A 17614-nucleotide genomic window follows, 5' to 3' on the forward strand; every position below is an offset into this window, starting at 1 on the left:
TATGAATAGCGGCTTTACCCACATCACCGTACTGCTCGACGAAGCCGTAGAGGCTCTCGCGGTGCGTGCTGATGGCTGCTATATGGACGGCACTTTCGGGCGCGGCGGACATAGCCGACTCGTATTGGAGAAGCTTGGCCCTGATGGCCGATTGCTAGGATTCGACAAAGATCCTCAAGCAATTGCCACCGGGCAAGCGCTAGCGGCCGAAGACGGCCGCTTTGTCATTGTGCAGCGCAGCTTCGCTGAACTGGGCTCGGAGGCTCAAGCACGCGGCATTGCGGGCAAGGTCAGTGGGATTCTTCTGGATCTCGGTGTTTCCTCGCCACAGCTTGATGATCCTGAGCGCGGCTTCAGCTTCATGAACGACGGCCCGCTGGATATGCGCATGGACCCGACCCGTGGCGTCAGCGCTGCCGAGTTCATCGCCACTGCACCCGTTGAAGAAATTGCCCGTGTATTCAAGGAATATGGCGAAGAGCGTTTCGCCAAGCGTATGGCCGGTGCTGTCGTTGCTCGCCGTGAAGTGCAGCCTTTCGAGCGCACGGCTGACCTGGCTGAAGTACTCAAGGTCGCCAACCCGGCCTGGGAAAAAGGCAAGAATCCGGCGACACGTGCTTTTCAGGGCCTGCGCATTCACGTCAATAATGAACTGGGCGATCTTGAAGCGGGCCTTGACGCTGCGCTTGAAGCGCTGGAAGTAGGCGGGCGCCTGGTTGTCATCAGCTTCCACTCCCTTGAAGACCGCATCGTAAAACTGTTCATGCGCAAACTCGTCAAGGGTGAAGCGGACAATATGCCGCGCAACTTGCCGATCCAGTACAAGGCCTTTGAGCCGAAGATCAAACTCATCGGCAAAGCACAATTCGCCTCGGACGAAGAAACCAAAGCCAATCCACGCTCGCGCAGCGCTGTCATGCGTGTCGCGGAGAAGCTCAGGTGAGCCGTCAGTTCCTCAAGCCTTTACCAGGCGGCAGCTTCTTCATGCTGCTGCTGTTTCTCGCCGTCCTCGTTTCGGCGATTGGTGTTTCCTACAGTGCCCACTGGAATCGTCAGTTGCTCAATTCGCTGTACTCAGAGCTGAGCATTCGTGACAAGGCGCAGGCTGAATGGGGCCGTCTGATTCTCGAACAGAGCACCTGGACCGCCCACAGCCGTATCGAAAGCCTCGCCACTGAGCAACTGAAGATGCGCATCCCTAGCGCAGCGGAAGTGCGGATGGTGGCGCCATGATGAAGCTAGACGGCGCACTTTACCCATGGCGTTTTCGCGTCGTTGTCGGCTTGTTGCTGGCATTGGTCGCAGCTATTTGCTGGCGGATCATCGACCTGCAAGTGGTCGATCACACGTTCCTCAAGGAGCAGGGTGATGCGCGCAGTCTTCGGCATATTCCCATTCCGGCACACCGTGGTCTGATTACCGATCGTAATGGCGAGCCTTTGGCTGTCAGTACGCCGGTGACGACCTTGTGGGCCAACCCGAAAGAAATGCAGCTGGATAAAAGCAAGTGGGCTGTTCTGGCTACCGCGTTGGGGCAGGATCCCAAGGCCCTGGCTGAGCGCCTGGACTCGCAGGCCGGTAAGGAATTCATCTATCTGGTCCGCGGCCTGACGCCTGAACATGGTCAGGCTGTGCTTGATCTGAAAGTGCCAGGCGTTTACGGCATTGAAGAGTTCCGCCGCTTTTATCCTGCTGGTGACGTGACCGCCCACATGGTTGGCTTCACTGACCTCGACGACCACGGTCGCGAAGGTGTCGAGCTGGCCTATGACGACTGGCTCGCGGGTGTTCCCGGGAAAAGACAGGTCATCAAGGATCGGCGAGGACGACTGATTAAAGACGTTCAGGTCACCAAAAACGCCAAGGCTGGAAAGACCGTGGCGTTGTCCATTGATCTACGCCTGCAATATCTGGCCACTCGCGAACTGCGTAATGCAATCGTCGAGAACGAAGCCAAGGCCGGCAGCATGGTCATCATGGACGTCAAGACCGGCGAAGTTTTGGCCATGGTCAACTTCCCGACTTACAACCCGAACAACCGTCGCACCATGGTTCCGGCAGCCATGCGTAACCGGGCGATCATTGACGTGTTCGAACCTGGTTCGACCATGAAGCCGATCTCCATGACCGCCGCGCTCGACAGTGGTCGCTGGAAACCGACTGACAAGGTTGAGGTTTATCCCGGCACCTTGCAGATTGGCAAATACACGATCCGCGACGTGACCAAGACTGAAGGTCCGGTTCTCGACCTGACCGGCATCCTGATCAACTCCAGTAACGTCGGCATGAGTAAGGTCGCGTTTGACGTTGGTGGTGAAGCGATTTTCCAGGCCATGCAGCGCGTGGGCCTGGGGCAGTACACCGGCCTGGGCTTCCCGGGTGAGCGTGTCGGTAACTTGCCGAATTATCGTGAGTGGCGCAAGGCTGAAACTGCAACGCTATCTTACGGCTACGGTTTGTCCGTCACGGCGCTGCAACTGGTGCACGCCTATGCGGCCATCGCCAACAACGGCCGCATCGTGCCGCTGACCATTTTGAAAAGCGACAAGCCGCCGGTAGCAACCCAGGCTATTCCGGAGCCGACCGCCAAGACCCTGCAAACCATGCTGCAGGCAGTGATTGAAGATTCTCGTGGTGTTTATCGCGCACGTGTCCCTTCGTATCACGTAGCAGGCAAGAGTGGTACGGCACGTAAAACGTCGGTCGGTACCAAGGGCTACGCAGAAAACTCCTATCGCTCGCTGTTCGCGGGCTTCGGTCCGATGAGCAATCCGCGCTACGCCGTGGTTGTGGTCATTGATGAACCAAGCAAGGGCGGCTACTACGGCGGTCTGGTATCGGCGCCTGTGTTCAGCAAGGTCATGTCCGGCACCCTGCGTCTGATGAACGTGACACCTGACAACCTCGCTCCGATTCCCGTAGAGCAGGTCAATGCAGCTCCAGTCGTTAAAGGAGGGCGTGGTTGATGTCGTCCAGCCTGAACAAGATTTTCGCCCACGCTTCCAGCGATCTGATGATTCGCGAGCTGACGCTGGACAGCCGTAAAGTGCGCGGCGGCGATTTGTTTCTCGCCGTCCCCGGTGGCCGCTCTGACGGCCGCGATCATATCGTCGACGCTCTGGCGCATGGGGCCGCAGCAGTGGCCTATGAAGTCGAAGGTGCGAAAGTACTGCCGATCACCGACGTGCCAATGATTCCGGTCAGAGGTCTTGCTGCCCAGTTGTCAGATATTGCCGGGCGTTTTTATGGTGATCCGAGCCGCAGCCTCAACATGGTTGGCGTGACGGGCACTAATGGCAAAACCAGTGTCACCCAACTGGTCGCGCAAGCGCTGGATCTGCTGGGGCAGCATTGCGGCATCGTCGGCACGTTGGGTACTGGATTTTACGGTTCACTGCAAAGCGGTCGACACACCACCCCTGACCCTATCGCGGTGCAGGCGACGTTGTCTGACCTGAAGAAGGCCGGTGCACGTGCGATCGCAATCGAAGTTTCGTCTCATGGTCTTGACCAGGGGCGTGCAACCGCTCTGGCTTTTGATGTCGCCGTGTTGACCAACCTGTCCCGTGAACATCTTGACTACCACGGCACGATGGAAGCCTACGGCGCGGCCAAGGCCAAGTTGTTCGCCTGGTCTGACCTGCGTTGCCGCGTGATCAATATCGACGATGAGTTCGGTCGTACGCTGGCGGCTGAAAAGCGCGAGTCCCGTCTCATTACTTATAGCCTGGAAGATTCCAGCGCTTATCTGTATTGCCGTGATGCGAAATTCGATGACGAAGGTGTTCGCGCCACACTGGTCACGCCGCAGGGTCAGCACTTGCTGCGCAGCACGCTGCTGGGCCGGTTCAACCTGAGCAACGTACTCGGCGCAGTAGGCGCCTTGCTCGGCCTGGATTATGCCCTGGACGAGATTCTTAAAGTTCTGCCGAAGCTGGAAGGTCCGGTAGGCCGCATGCAGCGTTTGGGTGGCGGTGAAAAGCCGCTGGTGGTGGTCGACTATGCCCACACCCCGGATGCTCTGGAAAAAGTACTGACTGCTTTGCGCCCGCACGCCAAGGGCCGCTTGCTGTGCCTGTTCGGCTGCGGCGGTGATCGTGACCGCGGCAAGCGTCCGCTGATGGCGGAAGTCGTTGAGCGTCTGGCTGATGGCGTCCTTGTCACTGATGACAATCCTCGTACAGAAGCGTCAGCGCAGATATTCGATGACATTCGTCAAGGTTTCAGCGCTGCGCACAACGTTCGTTTTGTCGAAGGCCGTGGTCAGGCAATTGCCGAAGTCATCGCCAGTGCTAAAGCCAGCGATGTGATTGTGCTCGCAGGCAAAGGTCACGAGGACTATCAGGAAATCAACGATCAGCGCCAGCCATTCTCCGATCTGGAAGAGGCTGCCAAGGCGTTGGCCGCGTGGGGGGTGACGAATGCTTAGGCCGTTATCTCTCAGTGAATTGACCACAGTGCTCGATGCGCGTCTCGTGGGCGATGATCGTACTTTTGATGGCGTGAGCATCGACAGCCGCGCTATCAAGCCGGGTCAACTGTTTGTGGCACTGACCGGGCCGCGTTTTGACGGTCATGATTACCTGGAGCAAGTGGCCGCCAAAGGCGCGGTAGGTGCATTGGTCGAACGTGAAATCCCGAATGCTGCATTGCCGCAACTGGTGGTGCTCGATACCCGCAAGGCGCTCGCACAACTGGGTGCGCTCAATCGCAATGCGTTCGTCGACAGGCCCGTTGCAGCGATTACAGGCTCCAGCGGCAAAACCACGGTTAAAGAAATGCTTGCCAGCGTCATGCGCACACGCGGGCCGGTTCTGGCTACCCGAGGCAACCTGAATAACGAGCTGGGCGTTCCGTTGACCCTCCTTGAACTGGCGCCTGAGTACTCGGCTGCCGTCATCGAAATGGGCGCCTCTCGTGTGGGCGAAATCGCTTTCACTGTCAGCCTGACCAAACCTCACGTCGCGCTGATTACCAACGCGGGCACGGCTCACGTTGGGGAGTTTGGCGGGCCAGACAAAATTGTCGAAGCCAAAGGCGAAATTCTCGAAGGACTCGATAGCTTTGGCGTCGCTGTTCTTAATAAAGAAGACAAGGCTTTCCCGATCTGGGCAGCCCGCGCAGGTGATCGTCGCATCGTGAGCTTCGCGATCGCTGATCAAAGCGCCGATTTCCATGCTCAGGAACTGAGCCTTGATGCTCGGGGTTGCCCTGGCTTCATGTTGAATAGCCCACTGGGTTCGGCTGCGGTGCAGCTTAATCTGCTGGGTACGCACAATGTGGCCAATGCATTGGCCGCGGCGGCTGCGGGCCATGCCATGGGTGTCGATCTGAACGGCATCGTCGCTGGGCTCAACGCTGTGCAGCCGGTTAAAGGCCGCACTGTTGCGCAGCTCGGTCTTAATGGCGTGCGCGTTATCGATGACACCTACAACGCGAATCCGAGCTCCATCAATGCTGCCGTAGACATCCTCACCGGTTTCTCTGGCCGTACCGTGCTGGTCCTCGGAGACATCGGCGAGCTGGGCGACTGGGCCGAAAAAGGTCATCGCGATGTTGGTGCCTATGCCTCTGGCAAGGTTTCGGCGCTGTATGCCGTTGGTCCGTTGATGGCCCACGCGGTCAGTGCCTTCGGCGAGCATGCGCGCCATTTTGCCAATCAGACTGACCTGATCGCTGCGCTGGGCGCCGAACAGGATCCTCAAACCACTATTTTGATCAAGGGCTCGCGGAGCGCTGCGATGGAAAACGTCGTTGCCGCCCTCTGCGGTTCTAGCCTGGAGACACATTAATGCTGCTGCTGCTGGCCGAGTTTCTGCAACAGTTCCACAAAGGCTTCGCGGTCTTCCAATACCTGACCCTGCGCGGGATTCTCGGCGTGCTCACTGCATTGTCGCTTTCTCTGTGCCTGGGGCCCTGGATGATCCGTGCATTGCAGATGCGCCAGATCGGCCAGTCCGTTCGTAATGACGGGCCACAGTCTCACCTGTCCAAATCCGGTACGCCGACCATGGGCGGGGCGTTGATTCTGTCTTCCATTGGTATCAGCACTTTGCTCTGGGCTGACCTGAGCAACCGCTATGTCTGGGTGGTGCTGCTGGTGACATTGCTATTCGGCGGCATTGGCTGGGTGGACGATTACCGCAAGGTCATTGAAAAGAACTCTAAAGGCCTGCCGAGCCGCTGGAAGTATTTCTGGCAGTCGGTATTTGGCTTGTGCGCGGCTATCTTCCTGTACGTAACCGCGCCTTCCGCTGTGGAAACCACGCTGATTATTCCGATGTTCAAAGACGCCAGTATTGCGTTGGGCATCGGCTTTATCGTGCTGACCTACTTCGTGATCGTGGGCTCCAGTAACGCGGTCAACCTGACCGACGGCCTGGACGGTCTGGCGATTCTGCCAACGGTTCTGGTGGGTGGCGCGCTGGGCATCTTCTGCTACCTGTCAGGTAACGTGAAATTCGCTGAATACCTGCTGATCCCCTATGTACCGGGCGCGGGTGAACTGATTGTGTTCTGTGGGGCATTGATCGGTGCCGGGCTTGGCTTCCTGTGGTTCAACACCTACCCGGCTCAGGTCTTCATGGGCGATGTGGGCGCGCTGGCACTCGGTGCAGCGCTGGGCACCATTGCCGTCATCGTTCGTCAGGAAATCGTCCTGTTCATCATGGGCGGCGTGTTCGTGATGGAAACCCTGTCAGTCGTCATTCAGGTTGCATCCTTTAAATTGACCGGCCGCCGCGTTTTCCGCATGGCTCCGATCCACCACCACTTTGAACTCAAGGGCTGGCCCGAGCCGCGTGTGATCGTCCGTTTCTGGATCATTACCGTGATTCTCGTGTTGATCGGCCTTGCCACGCTGAAACTGAGGTAGAACGAGTGTCTCTTATCGCTTCAGACCATTTCCGCATCATTGTCGGCCTCGGCAAGAGCGGCATGTCCCTGGTTCGCTTTCTGGCGAGCCGGGGCGTGTCCTTTGCCGTGGCCGATACGCGGGAAAATCCACCGGAGCTGGCGACTTTGCGTCGTGACTATCCGCAGGTGGATGTGCGCTGTGGCGAACTGGACGTTGAATTCCTGTGCCGTGCCAACGAGCTTTACGTGAGCCCGGGTCTCGCACTGGCGACCCCGGCGTTGCAGCAAGCCGCTGCACGTGGCGTGAAGCTGTCCGGCGATATCGAGTTGTTTGCCCGTTACGCCAAGGCCCCGATCATTGCGATCACGGGCTCCAACGCGAAAAGCACCGTGACCACGCTGGTCGGCGAGATGGCTGCGGCGTCGGGCAAGCGCGTTGCGGTCGGCGGTAATCTGGGTACGCCCGCGCTGGATCTGCTCAGCGACGATGTCGAACTCTACGTGATGGAGCTCTCCAGCTTCCAACTGGAAACCACTGATCAGCTCGGCGCAGAAGTGGCGACCGTGCTGAACATCAGTGAAGACCACATGGACCGTTACAGCGGTTTGCCTGCTTACCATCTGGCGAAGCACCGTGTATTTCGTGGCGCTCGTCAGGTGGTGGTCAACCGTCAGGACGTCCTGACCCGGCCGTTGATCGGTGAAGGTCTGCCGTGCTGGACTTTTGGCCTGAACAAACCCGACTTCAATGGCTTTGGTTTGCGCGAAGAAGACGGCGAAAAATATCTCGCCTTCCAGTTCGACAACCTGATGCCTGTACGCGAATTGAAAATCCGTGGCGCTCATAATCAGTCCAATGCTCTGGCTGCGCTTGCGCTTGGCCACGCTGTAGGTTTGCCGATGGACGCCATGCTGTCCAGCCTGCGCACTTTTGGCGGCCTGGAGCATCGTTGCCAATGGCTGCGTGAGCGCAATGGCGTGAGCTATTACGATGACTCCAAAGCCACCAACGTGGGTGCCGCACTGGCTGCCATTGAAGGCCTCGGTGCAGACATCGACGGCAAACTGGTGCTGATTGCCGGCGGTGATGGCAAGGGTGCAGATTTCAGTGGTCTGCGTGCGCCTGTTGCTGCCAACTGCCGCGCTGTGGTGCTCATCGGCCGCGACGCCGAGCTGATCGCGCAGGCGTTGGGCGATGGCGTAGAACTGATCCGGGTTGCAACGCTTGAAGACGCTGTTTTGCGCTGCGCCGATATTGCGCAGGCGGGCGACGCCGTTCTGCTGTCTCCGGCGTGCGCCAGTTTCGACATGTTCAAGAACTACGAAGAGCGCGGTCGTCTGTTCGCGCAAGCCGTGGGAGACTTGTCATGATCTTCGGCGTAATCAAGCCTTTCCCGTCCCCGATCATCAGCGGCCGTGGCATTGATGTCGACTTCCCGATGCTGGCGGGCTGTCTGGCGTTGCTGGGCCTGGGTCTGGTGATGATCACCTCTGCTTCCTCGGAAGTGGCGGCGGTGAACTCCGGCAACACCCTCTACATGATGACTCGCCATTTGATCTACATGATCATCGGCATCTTCGCCTGTGGCTTGACCATGATGATTCCGGTCGCCACCTGGCAGCGTTTGGGCTGGATGATGCTGTTGGGCGCATTTGGTCTGCTTGTGATGGTGCTGATACCGGGTGTTGGTCGTGAGGTAAACGGCTCGATGCGCTGGATCGGCTTTGGCATGTTCAACGTTCAGCCTTCGGAGATCGCCAAGGTCTTCGTGGTGATTTTCCTCGCCGGTTACCTGATTCGTCGCCAGCAGGAAGTTCGCGAAAGCTGGATGGGCTTCTTCAAGCCATTCATCGTCCTGCTGCCAATGGCCGGTCTGTTGCTCATGGAGCCGGACTTCGGTGCCACCGTCGTGATGATGGGCGCAGCGGCTGCGATGCTCTTCCTCGGTGGCGTAGGGCTGTTCCGTTTCAGTCTGATGGTTGCCCTGGCGGTTGGCGCGGTGTTCGTGCTGGTTCAGGCTCAACCGTATCGGATGGCGCGTCTGATTACCTTCACCGACCCATGGTCCGACCAGTTCGGTTCCGGCTACCAGTTGACTCAGGCTCTGATCGCGTTTGGACGTGGAGAGTGGCTGGGCGTTGGTCTGGGCAACAGCGTGCAGAAGCAGTTCTATCTGCCTGAAGCCCACACTGACTTCGTGTTCTCGGTACTCGCTGAAGAACTGGGCGTAGTGGGTTCGTTGTTGACCGTCGCGCTATTCGTGTTCGTCAGTATCCGCGCCATGTACATCGGCATGTGGGCCGAGCGCGCCAAGCAGTTCTTCGGCGCTTACGTGGCTTACGGTCTGGCGTTCCTGTGGATCGGCCAGTTCCTGATCAATATCGGTGTGAACGTTGGTCTGTTGCCAACCAAAGGTCTGACCCTGCCGTTCCTTAGCTACGGCGGCAGCTCGTTGGTGATCTGCTGCGCAAGCCTGGGTCTGCTGTTGCGGATCGAGTGGGAATCGCGCAACAACATGGGCAGCGAAGAAGCGGAATTCAATGAAAGTGACTTCGCCGAGGAGCCTAACCATGGACGCTAACGTGCTGATCATGGCTGGCGGCACCGGCGGACATGTATTCCCGGCGCTGGCCTGCGCGCGCGAGTTTCAGGCCCGTGGTTACAAGGTGCATTGGCTCGGTACGCCACGGGGCATCGAGAACGAACTGGTGCCACAGGCCGGGTTTGCTCTGCACCTGATCAACGTCACCGGTTTGCGCGGCAAGGGTCGACTTTCCTTGCTCAAGGCACCTCTGATGTTGCTCAAAGCGTTGATGCAGGCTCGTAAAGTCGTGCGTGAGCTCAAGCCGGTTTGCGTAGTGGGCTTCGGTGGTTATGTCACCGGTCCAGGCGGCCTTGCCGCGAAGCTGGGCAAAGTACCTTTGATCATTCATGAGCAGAACGCGGTTGCGGGTACTGCCAATCGCAGTCTGGCCTCGTTCGCCAGCCGTGTATGTGAGGCGTTCCCGAACACCTTCGCAGCTTCCGAAAAACGCCGCACTACGGGTAACCCGGTACGTGCCGAGCTGTTTCTGGAAACACCGCGTCAGGCGCTGGCCGGGCGCAAGGCGCGCTTGCTGGTATTGGGTGGCAGCCTCGGTGCCGAGCCACTGAACAAATTATTACCCGAGGCCCTTTCGCAGGTGCCTGCGGAGTTTCGGCCTGAAGTGTTTCATCAGGCTGGCAAGAATCACGACGAAATCACCTCAGAGCGTTATCGCGCTGCCGGTGTCGAGGCGCAGGTCGCCCCGTTCATCAAAGACATGGCCCAAGCCTATGGCTGGGCCGACCTGGTGGTCTGTCGCGCAGGCGCGCTGACCATCAGTGAATTGGCGGCGGCCGGACTGCCCTCGCTGTTGGTGCCATTGCCCCATGCGATCGACGATCACCAGTCCCGTAACGCCGACTATCTGGCTCACGAGGGCGCAGCCTTCGTCATGCCACAAGCGACAACTGACGCAGCCGATATGGCGGCGCGTCTGAAAGAGGTTTTGATGCAACCCGAACAACTCAACACCATGGCGCGCACCGCCCGCCGGCTGGCCAAGCCTGATGCAACCAATACTGTTGTAGATATCTGCCTGGAGGTGGCTCATGGTTGAGAATCAACGCGCCATGCCACAGCCGGAAATGCGCCGTATCCGTCGCATCCACTTCGTCGGTATCGGCGGCGTGGGTATGTGCGGGATTGCCGAAGTCTTGTTGAACCTGGGTTATGAAGTCTCCGGTTCCGACCTGAAGGCCTCCCCGGTGACCGAGCGCCTTGAGTCCTTTGGCGCGCACATCTTCATCGGCCATCGCGCAGAAAACACCGTCGGCGCTGACGTGCTGGTGGTTTCCAGTGCCGTGAACACTTCGAACCCGGAAGTGGCGACTGCTCTTGAGCGTCGTATCCCGGTGGTGCCGCGTGCCGAGATGCTGGCCGAGCTGATGCGTTATCGCCACGGCATCGCCGTTGCCGGTACGCATGGCAAAACTACCACTACCAGCCTTATCGCTTCGGTGTTCGCGGCCGGTGGTCTGGACCCGACATTCGTGATCGGTGGTCGTCTGAACGCTGCCGGTACCAATGCGCAGCTGGGCACCAGTCGCTACCTGATTGCCGAAGCCGATGAAAGCGATGCCAGCTTCCTGCATCTGCAGCCATTGGTTGCAGTGGTCACCAACATCGACGCCGATCACATGGCGACCTATGAAGGCGACTTCAACAAGTTGAAGAAAACCTTCGTCGAGTTTCTCCACAACCTGCCTTTCTATGGTCTGGCGGTGGTGTGTATCGATGATCCGGTCGTGCGTGAAATCCTGCCACAGGTCAAGCGTCCAACCGTGACCTACGGCTTCAGCGAAACGGCCGACGTGCGCGCTATCAACGTGCGCCAGGAAGGCATGCTGACGTTCTTCACCGTATTACGTCGCGACCGTGAGCCGCTGGACGTGTCGGTGAACATGCCGGGCAACCACAACGTACTTAATTCGCTGGCAACCATCGCTATTGCTACGGATGAAGGCGTCAGTGACGAAGCCATTGTCCAGGGCCTGTCGGGCTTCCAGGGTGTTGGTCGACGTTTCCAGGTTTATGGCGAGTTGCCGGTCGAAGGTGGCAACGTCATGCTGGTTGATGACTACGGTCACCACCCTCGCGAAGTTGCTGCAGTGATCAACGCTGTTCGTGGCGGCTGGCCGGACCGTCGTCTGGTCATGGTTTATCAGCCTCACCGCTTTAGCCGGACTCGTGATCTGTACGACGATTTCGTGCAAGTACTGGCCGAGGCCAACGTGCTGTTGCTGATGGAAGTCTATCCAGCAGGCGAAGAGCCAATTCCGGGGGCGGACAGCCGCAACCTGTGCCACAGCATCCGTCAGCGTGGTCAACTGGACCCTATCTACATTGATCGCGGCGTCGAGCTGGCGCCGTTGGTCAAGCCTCTGCTGCGTGCGGGCGACATCCTGCTGTGCCAGGGCGCTGGTGATATCGGCGGGCTGGCTCCGCAATTGTTGAGAAGCCCGTTGTTCGTGGGAGCCGTCATTGCGCCTACTGAAGGGAAGCTGAAATGACTGCGCCACTGCAATCGTCCCTGCTCTCGACGCTGGAGCCGAAATCGTTCGGCCGCGTTGCCGTGCTGTTCGGTGGCAAGAGTGCTGAGCGCCCGGTTTCCCTGAAGTCCGGGCAAGCGGTGTTGCAAGCGTTGCAGAGTGCCGGTGTCGATGCATTCGGCATCGATGTCGGCGACGATTTCCTGCAGCGTCTGGTCAGTGAAAAGATTGATCGTGCGTTCATTGTCCTGCACGGACGCGGTGGCGAAGACGGCACCATGCAAGGCCTGTTGGAGTGTCTGGATATTCCTTACACCGGCAGCGGCGTGCTGGCTTCTGCGCTGGCTATGGACAAGCTGCGGACCAAGCAGGTCTGGCAGAGTCTTGGCCTGCCAACGCCTTTGCACGCAGTGCTTGGCAGTGAATCGGATTGTATTTCAGCAGCCGCGGAACTGGGCCTGCCTTTGATCGTCAAACCGGCTCATGAAGGTTCCAGTATCGGTATGGCGAAGGTGACCAGCGTCGAGGAATTGATCGTCGCGTGGAAAGCCGCCAGTACCTACGATTCGCAAGTTTTGGTTGAGCAATGGATTCAAGGTCCGGAGTTCACCATCGCATCCCTGCGTGGCCAGGTATTGCCTCCCATCGGCCTGGGCACTCCTCACAGCTTTTACGACTACGACGCCAAGTACCTGGCTGACGATACCCAGTATCGGATTCCGTGCGGGCTCGATGACACCAAGGAACAGGAACTCAAACAACTGACCGCTCGCGCGTGCGAAGCCGTTGGCGTTACCGGCTGGGCGCGTACTGATGTCATGCAGGACGCAAACGGCAAGTTCTGGCTGCTGGAAGTGAACACCGTACCGGGAATGACCGACCACAGTCTGGTGCCGATGGCGGCCCGTGCTGCAGGTCTGGATTTTCAACAACTGGTGTTGGCGATTCTGGCCGACAGCGTCCAGGCGCGAGGTTAAGTCATGAACGCGACGGCGCGTCATCAGCCTCCAGCATCCGGCCGCAAGCCGGTGCCGCGTGGTGCCAGTCGCACGGTGACCAGAGAGCCGCTTTCGGCGCGTGTGCCGAAAGCCAAAGTAGGCGGTTTCTTCAAGAAGCTGGGTTGGTTGATATTGATGGTTGCGCTGGGCTACGGCGTTTACGAGGGCGCACAGCGGTTGCTGCCTTATGCGGACCGGCCCATCACCAAGATCAACGTTCAGGGCGACCTGAGCTATATCAGCCAGCAGGCGGTGCAGCAGCGGATCGCGCCTTATGTCGCGGCGAGCTTCTTCACCATCGACCTTGCTGCCATGCGCAGCGAGCTGGAAAAGATGCCATGGATTGCTCACGCAGAAGTACGGCGTGTATGGCCGGATCAAGTAGTGATCCGTCTTGAGGAGCAACTGCCGGTGGCGCGCTGGGGTGATGAAGCTTTGCTCAACAATCAGGGCGAAGCATTTACACCACGCGAGCTGGCCAATTACGAACACCTGCCGCAATTGTTTGGCCCGCAGCGGGCCCAGCAGCAGGTGATGCAGCAGTATCAGGTGTTGAGTCAGATGTTGCGCCCAATGGGGTTTTCCATCGCTCGGCTGGAATTACGTGAACGTGGCAGCTGGTTTTTGACCACGGGGGCGGGCAGTGCGGGACCCGGTATCGAGCTGTTGCTGGGACGCGATCACCTTGTAGAAAAAATGCGCCGTTTTATCGCCATTTACGACAAAACGCTTAAAGAACAGATCACGAATATTGCGCGCGTCGATCTGCGTTACTCCAACGGCCTTGCCGTCGGGTGGCGCGAGCAGGCAGCGCCCCCGACGGACAAACCCGCCGTCGCGAAGAATTGACAAGAGGCAGGACCATGGCAAACGTGCAAAGCGGCAAAATGATCGTTGGCTTGGATATCGGCACCTCCAAGGTGGTGGCGCTGGTAGGCGAAGTCGCGGCCGATGGCACGCTGGAAATCGTCGGTATCGGTACCCATCCATCCCGCGGCCTGAAGAAGGGCGTGGTGGTGAATATCGAGTCCACCGTGCAGTCGATCCAGCGCGCAGTGGAGGAAGCCCAACTGATGGCGGGCTGCCGTATTCACTCGGCGTTCGTCGGCGTGGCGGGCAACCACATTCGCAGCCTGAACTCCCACGGCATCGTCGCGATCCGCGATCGTGAAGTCAGCTCGGCGGACCTGGAGCGTGTACTTGACGCTGCTCAGGCGGTTGCGATTCCGGCTGATCAGCGCGTGCTGCACACCTTGCCGCAGGATTACGTGATCGATAACCAGGAAGGCGTTCGCGAGCCACTGGGCATGTCGGGCGTACGTCTGGAAGCCAAAGTGCATGTGGTGACCTGCGCAGTGAACGCCGCGCAAAACATCGAGAAGTGCGTGCGTCGCTGTGGTCTGGAAATTGACGACATCATTCTGGAGCAGCTCGCTTCGGCCTATTCGGTTCTGACCGACGACGAAAAAGAGCTGGGCGTGTGTCTGGTGGATATCGGTGGCGGCACGACCGACATCGCGATCTTCACCGAGGGTGCGATTCGCCATACAGCGGTGATCCCGATTGCCGGTGATCAAGTCACCAATGACATCGCTATGGCGTTGCGTACACCGACGCAATACGCCGAAGAAATCAAGATCCGTTACGCCTGCGCCCTGGCCAAGCTGGCCGGTGCCGGTGAAACCATCAAAGTGCCAAGCGTCGGCGACCGTCCACCGCGCGAGCTGTCGCGTCAGGCGCTGGCCGAAGTGGTCGAGCCACGCTACGACGAACTGTTCACCCTGATTCAGGCGGAACTGCGTCGCAGTGGCTACGAAGATCTTATCCCGGCCGGCATAGTGCTGACCGGTGGTACCTCGAAAATGGAAGGCGCGGTCGAACTGGCCGAAGAAATCTTCCATATGCCGGTGCGCCTGGGTGTGCCGCATAGCGTCAAAGGGCTCGCAGATGTCGTGCGTAACCCGATTTATTCCACCGGTGTCGGCTTGTTGCTGTACGGCCTGCAAAAGCAGTCTGACGGTTTCTCTTTGTCTGGCATCAGTAGTAGCAGTAGCGGCTATGGAGATGAGCCTAAAGCTCCAGTGCTTGAACGCTTCAAGCGCTGGGTGCAAGGCAACTTCTAAGCCTCAAAGCAGTAATGGCAGCAGTGGGCACCAGGCAAAAAAACTAGAGAATGAAAGGAGAGGGAAAATGTTCGAACTCGTAGACAACGTCCCGCAAAGCCCGGTAATCAAAGTTATCGGTGTGGGTGGTGGTGGCGGCAACGCCGTTAATCACATGGTCAAGAGCAACATCGAAGGCGTGGAATTCATCTGCGCGAACACCGATGCTCAAGCGCTGAAAAACATCGGCGCGCGTACCATCCTGCAACTGGGCACTGGCGTTACCAAAGGTCTTGGCGCTGGCGCCAACCCTGAAGTAGGTCGTCAGGCTGCTCTGGAAGATCGTGAGCGCATTGCAGAAGTTCTGCAGGGCACCAACATGGTTTTCATCACCACTGGCATGGGCGGCGGTACCGGTACCGGTGCAGCTCCGATCATCGCTGAAGTGGCCAAGGAAATGGGCATCCTCACCGTAGCGGTGGTGACTCGTCCGTTCCCGTTCGAAGGTCGCAAGCGTATGCAGATCGCCGATGAAGGCATCCGCATGCTGTCTGAAAGCGTCGACTCGTTGATCACCATTCCTAACGAGAAGCTGCTGACCATCCTCGGTAAAGACGCCAGCCTGCTGTCGGCTTTCGCCAAGGCAGACGATGTTCTGGCCGGTGCCGTTCGCGGTATCTCCGACATCATCAAGCGTCCGGGCATGATCAACGTCGACTTTGCCGACGTACGTACCGTGATGAGCGAAATGGGTATGGCGATGATGGGCACTGGCTGCGCCAGCGGTCCGAACCGTGCACGTGAAGCGACTGAAGCAGCCATTCGTAACCCGCTGCTCGAAGACGTCAATCTGCAGGGCGCTCGCGGCATCCTGGTCAACATCACTGCCGGTCCTGACCTGTCTCTGGGTGAGTACTCGGACGTGGGTAGCATCATCGAAGCGTTCGCCTCCGAGCACGCAATGGTCAAGGTCGGTACTGTTATCGATCCGGACATGCGCGACGAGTTGCACGTGACTGTGGTTGCCACAGGTCTGGGCGCGAAAATCGAGAAGCCGGTCAAGGTTATCGACAACACGCTGCAAACTGCCCAGCCGTCTCAGGCTCAGCCTGCTGCCGCTCGTCAGGAAGCCCCTTCGGTCAACTACCGCGACCTGGATCGTCCTACCGTGATGCGCAATCAGGCACACGCAGGCGCCACAGCCGCAAAAATGAGCCCGAATGACGATCTGGATTACCTGGACATCCCGGCTTTCCTGCGTCGTCAGGCTGATTGATGAAATGTATCAGGGGTATTAGGGTGATTGGTGTTCAGCAAAGGCCGGGTCTGCTATTATCGCCAGCCTTTGTTGATACCAGTTCGCAACTTGCGCTGAAGCGGCCAATGCCATGATTAAACAACGCACCCTGAAAAATATTATCCGTGCCACAGGTGTCGGTCTGCACTCCGGGGAGAAGGTTTACCTGACCCTCAAGCCTGCACCTGTGGATACCGGTATCGTGTTCGTACGTGCTGACCTCGACCCCGTCGTGCATATTGCTGCCCGCGCGGAAAATGTCGGTGACACCACTCTGTCGACCACGCTGGTCAGCGGTGATGTCAAAGTCGACACCGTAGAACATTTGCTCTCGGCCATGGCTGGCCTGGGCATCGATAACGCTTACGTTGAACTCTCTGCCTCCGAAGTTCCAATCATGGATGGCAGCGCGGGGCCCTTCGTATTCCTGATTCAGTCGGCTGGCCTGGAAGAACAGGACGCGCCGAAAAAATTCATCCGGATCCTGCGGGAAGTCACGCTGGAAGAGGGCGGTAAACGCGCTACTTTCGTGCCTTTCGAAGGGTTCAAAGTCAGTTTTGAGATCGATTTCGATCACCCGGTCTTCCGCGATCGCACCCAAAGTGCAAGCGTGGACTTTTCCAGCACTTCCTTCGTGAAGGAAGTCAGCCGTGCCCGGACCTTCGGGTTCATGAGTGACATCGAGTACCTGCGCAAGCACAACCTCGCACTCGGCGGCAGTGTGGAAAATGCCATCGTGGTTGATAAGGATGGCGTACTGAACGAAGACGGCCTGCGTTACGAGGACGAATTCGTCAAACACAAGATTCTTGATGCAATTGGTGACCTCTACCTCCTGGGCAACAGCCTGATAGGTGAGTTCATTGGCTTCAAGTCGGGGCATGCACTGAACAACCGCCTTCTGCGTAAATTGATCGCAGAGACAGACGCTTGGGAAGTTGTGACCTTCGAAGATGCCAGTACTGCACCGATTTCTTACATGCGCCCTGTAGCGGCCGTGTAAGGTCAGCTCTACTCTCCTTCCTTTTTGATGTTTTTAAAGGCTGCCCTCGGGCGGCCTTTTTTTATTGTCAGTTTTTGTTCTCCAGGGTTCCCGTAAGCCAGGTACTTGAAGTCTGATCGTCAAACTTCGCAGCAGTATCTGCCTCGGTCCTCCTTTAGTCGGCCAGTATTTCCTCGATGCGTCCAGCTCAAAGCTTCCCCTGAGCTATTCTTTAGGAGTTGTCCTACGTGCAGCGAGGCTGTTTCTCACATTAATTCCTGAGGCCTTCGTCCAAAGTCGCTCGTT

The 17614-nt window shown here is 58.3% G+C and carries 15 protein-coding genes; all 15 read left to right on the forward strand.

What is annotated here, in order from left to right:
• The first annotated feature begins 1 nt into the window (after position 1).
• The 15 genes from rsmH (at position 2) to lpxC (ending at position 17329) form a co-directional block, all read left to right on the forward strand.
• A complete protein-coding gene (rsmH, locus tag RX972_RS22785) occupies positions 2-943 on the forward strand; it encodes a 16S rRNA (cytosine(1402)-N(4))-methyltransferase RsmH (RefSeq protein WP_122708198.1) in 942 nt (313 codons plus the stop codon).
• On the forward strand, positions 940-1233 hold the full coding sequence (gene ftsL, locus RX972_RS22790; RefSeq protein WP_316878737.1) for a cell division protein FtsL: 294 nt from the start codon (positions 940-942) through the stop codon (positions 1231-1233). Before rsmH ends, ftsL begins: the two co-directional genes overlap by 4 nt.
• Positions 1230-2966: a peptidoglycan D,D-transpeptidase FtsI family protein gene (locus tag RX972_RS22795; protein WP_027900237.1), complete on the forward strand. Its 1737-nt coding sequence runs from the start codon at positions 1230-1232 to the stop codon at positions 2964-2966. The genes ftsL and RX972_RS22795 overlap by 4 nt, the downstream gene beginning before the upstream one ends.
• Positions 2966-4429, forward strand: coding sequence for a UDP-N-acetylmuramoyl-L-alanyl-D-glutamate--2,6-diaminopimelate ligase (locus RX972_RS22800; protein WP_316878740.1), 1464 nt, complete (start codon positions 2966-2968; stop codon positions 4427-4429). The genes RX972_RS22795 and RX972_RS22800 overlap by 1 nt, the downstream gene beginning before the upstream one ends.
• Positions 4422-5792 (forward strand): UDP-N-acetylmuramoyl-tripeptide--D-alanyl-D-alanine ligase, encoded by a 1371-nt coding sequence (locus RX972_RS22805; RefSeq protein WP_316878742.1) that lies wholly within the window; start codon positions 4422-4424, stop codon positions 5790-5792. The genes RX972_RS22800 and RX972_RS22805 overlap by 8 nt, the downstream gene beginning before the upstream one ends.
• Entirely contained in the window at positions 5792-6874 is a 1083-nt protein-coding gene (mraY, locus tag RX972_RS22810; RefSeq protein WP_027900240.1) for a phospho-N-acetylmuramoyl-pentapeptide-transferase, read from the forward strand. Before RX972_RS22805 ends, mraY begins: the two co-directional genes overlap by 1 nt.
• 5 nt (positions 6875-6879) lie before the next feature.
• Positions 6880-8226 carry a UDP-N-acetylmuramoyl-L-alanine--D-glutamate ligase gene (murD, locus tag RX972_RS22815; protein WP_316878745.1) on the forward strand — a complete coding sequence of 449 codons (1347 nt, stop codon included), beginning with the start codon at positions 6880-6882 and terminating at the stop codon, positions 8224-8226.
• On the forward strand, positions 8223-9437 hold the full coding sequence (ftsW, locus tag RX972_RS22820) for a putative lipid II flippase FtsW (protein WP_027900242.1): 1215 nt from the start codon (positions 8223-8225) through the stop codon (positions 9435-9437). Before murD ends, ftsW begins: the two co-directional genes overlap by 4 nt.
• Positions 9427-10497 (forward strand): undecaprenyldiphospho-muramoylpentapeptide beta-N-acetylglucosaminyltransferase, encoded by a 1071-nt coding sequence (murG, locus tag RX972_RS22825; RefSeq protein ID WP_316878747.1) that lies wholly within the window; start codon positions 9427-9429, stop codon positions 10495-10497. Before ftsW ends, murG begins: the two co-directional genes overlap by 11 nt.
• Positions 10490-11950, forward strand: coding sequence for a UDP-N-acetylmuramate--L-alanine ligase (gene murC, locus RX972_RS22830; RefSeq protein ID WP_231675203.1), 1461 nt, complete (start codon positions 10490-10492; stop codon positions 11948-11950). The genes murG and murC overlap by 8 nt, the downstream gene beginning before the upstream one ends.
• Positions 11947-12906, forward strand: coding sequence for a D-alanine--D-alanine ligase (locus RX972_RS22835; RefSeq protein WP_099270933.1), 960 nt, complete (start codon positions 11947-11949; stop codon positions 12904-12906). Before murC ends, RX972_RS22835 begins: the two co-directional genes overlap by 4 nt.
• A gap of 3 nt (positions 12907-12909) precedes the next feature.
• Positions 12910-13776 (forward strand): cell division protein FtsQ/DivIB, encoded by an 867-nt coding sequence (locus RX972_RS22840; RefSeq protein WP_027900246.1) that lies wholly within the window; start codon positions 12910-12912, stop codon positions 13774-13776.
• A gap of 14 nt (positions 13777-13790) precedes the next feature.
• Entirely contained in the window at positions 13791-15050 is a 1260-nt protein-coding gene (gene ftsA / locus RX972_RS22845; RefSeq protein WP_027900247.1) for a cell division protein FtsA, read from the forward strand.
• Between the two features lie 67 nt (positions 15051-15117).
• Positions 15118-16305, forward strand: a complete 1188-nt coding sequence (ftsZ, locus tag RX972_RS22850) for a cell division protein FtsZ (RefSeq protein WP_027900248.1) — start codon at positions 15118-15120, stop codon at positions 16303-16305.
• Positions 16306-16417: 112 nt separating this feature from the next.
• Positions 16418-17329, forward strand: a complete 912-nt coding sequence (gene lpxC / locus RX972_RS22855; RefSeq protein ID WP_027900249.1) for a UDP-3-O-acyl-N-acetylglucosamine deacetylase — start codon at positions 16418-16420, stop codon at positions 17327-17329.
• Positions 17330-17614: the final 285 nt, after the last annotated feature.

The sequence above is a fragment of the Pseudomonas syringae group sp. J309-1 genome (assembly GCF_032582135.1).
In the GTDB taxonomy this organism is placed as follows: domain Bacteria; phylum Pseudomonadota; class Gammaproteobacteria; order Pseudomonadales; family Pseudomonadaceae; genus Aquipseudomonas; species Aquipseudomonas quasicaspiana.

Excerpts from the sequence above, each read along its gene's own strand:
- rsmH (WP_122708198.1), top strand. The coding sequence starts at position 2 with ATGAATAGCGGCTTTACCCACATCACCGTACTGCTCGACGAAGCCGTA.
- RX972_RS22795 (WP_027900237.1), top strand. The coding sequence starts at position 1,230 with ATGATGAAGCTAGACGGCGCACTTTACCCATGGCGTTTTCGCGTCGTT.
- RX972_RS22800 (WP_316878740.1), top strand. The coding sequence starts at position 2,966 with ATGTCGTCCAGCCTGAACAAGATTTTCGCCCACGCTTCCAGCGATCTG.
- RX972_RS22805 (WP_316878742.1), top strand. The coding sequence starts at position 4,422 with ATGCTTAGGCCGTTATCTCTCAGTGAATTGACCACAGTGCTCGATGCG.
- mraY (WP_027900240.1), top strand. The coding sequence starts at position 5,792 with ATGCTGCTGCTGCTGGCCGAGTTTCTGCAACAGTTCCACAAAGGCTTC.
- ftsW (WP_027900242.1), top strand. The coding sequence starts at position 8,223 with ATGATCTTCGGCGTAATCAAGCCTTTCCCGTCCCCGATCATCAGCGGC.
- murG (WP_316878747.1), top strand. The coding sequence starts at position 9,427 with ATGGACGCTAACGTGCTGATCATGGCTGGCGGCACCGGCGGACATGTA.
- murC (WP_231675203.1), top strand. The coding sequence starts at position 10,490 with ATGGTTGAGAATCAACGCGCCATGCCACAGCCGGAAATGCGCCGTATC.
- RX972_RS22835 (WP_099270933.1), top strand. The coding sequence starts at position 11,947 with ATGACTGCGCCACTGCAATCGTCCCTGCTCTCGACGCTGGAGCCGAAA.
- RX972_RS22840 (WP_027900246.1), top strand. The coding sequence starts at position 12,910 with ATGAACGCGACGGCGCGTCATCAGCCTCCAGCATCCGGCCGCAAGCCG.
- ftsA (WP_027900247.1), top strand. The coding sequence starts at position 13,791 with ATGGCAAACGTGCAAAGCGGCAAAATGATCGTTGGCTTGGATATCGGC.
- ftsZ (WP_027900248.1), top strand. The coding sequence starts at position 15,118 with ATGTTCGAACTCGTAGACAACGTCCCGCAAAGCCCGGTAATCAAAGTT.
- lpxC (WP_027900249.1), top strand. The coding sequence starts at position 16,418 with ATGATTAAACAACGCACCCTGAAAAATATTATCCGTGCCACAGGTGTC.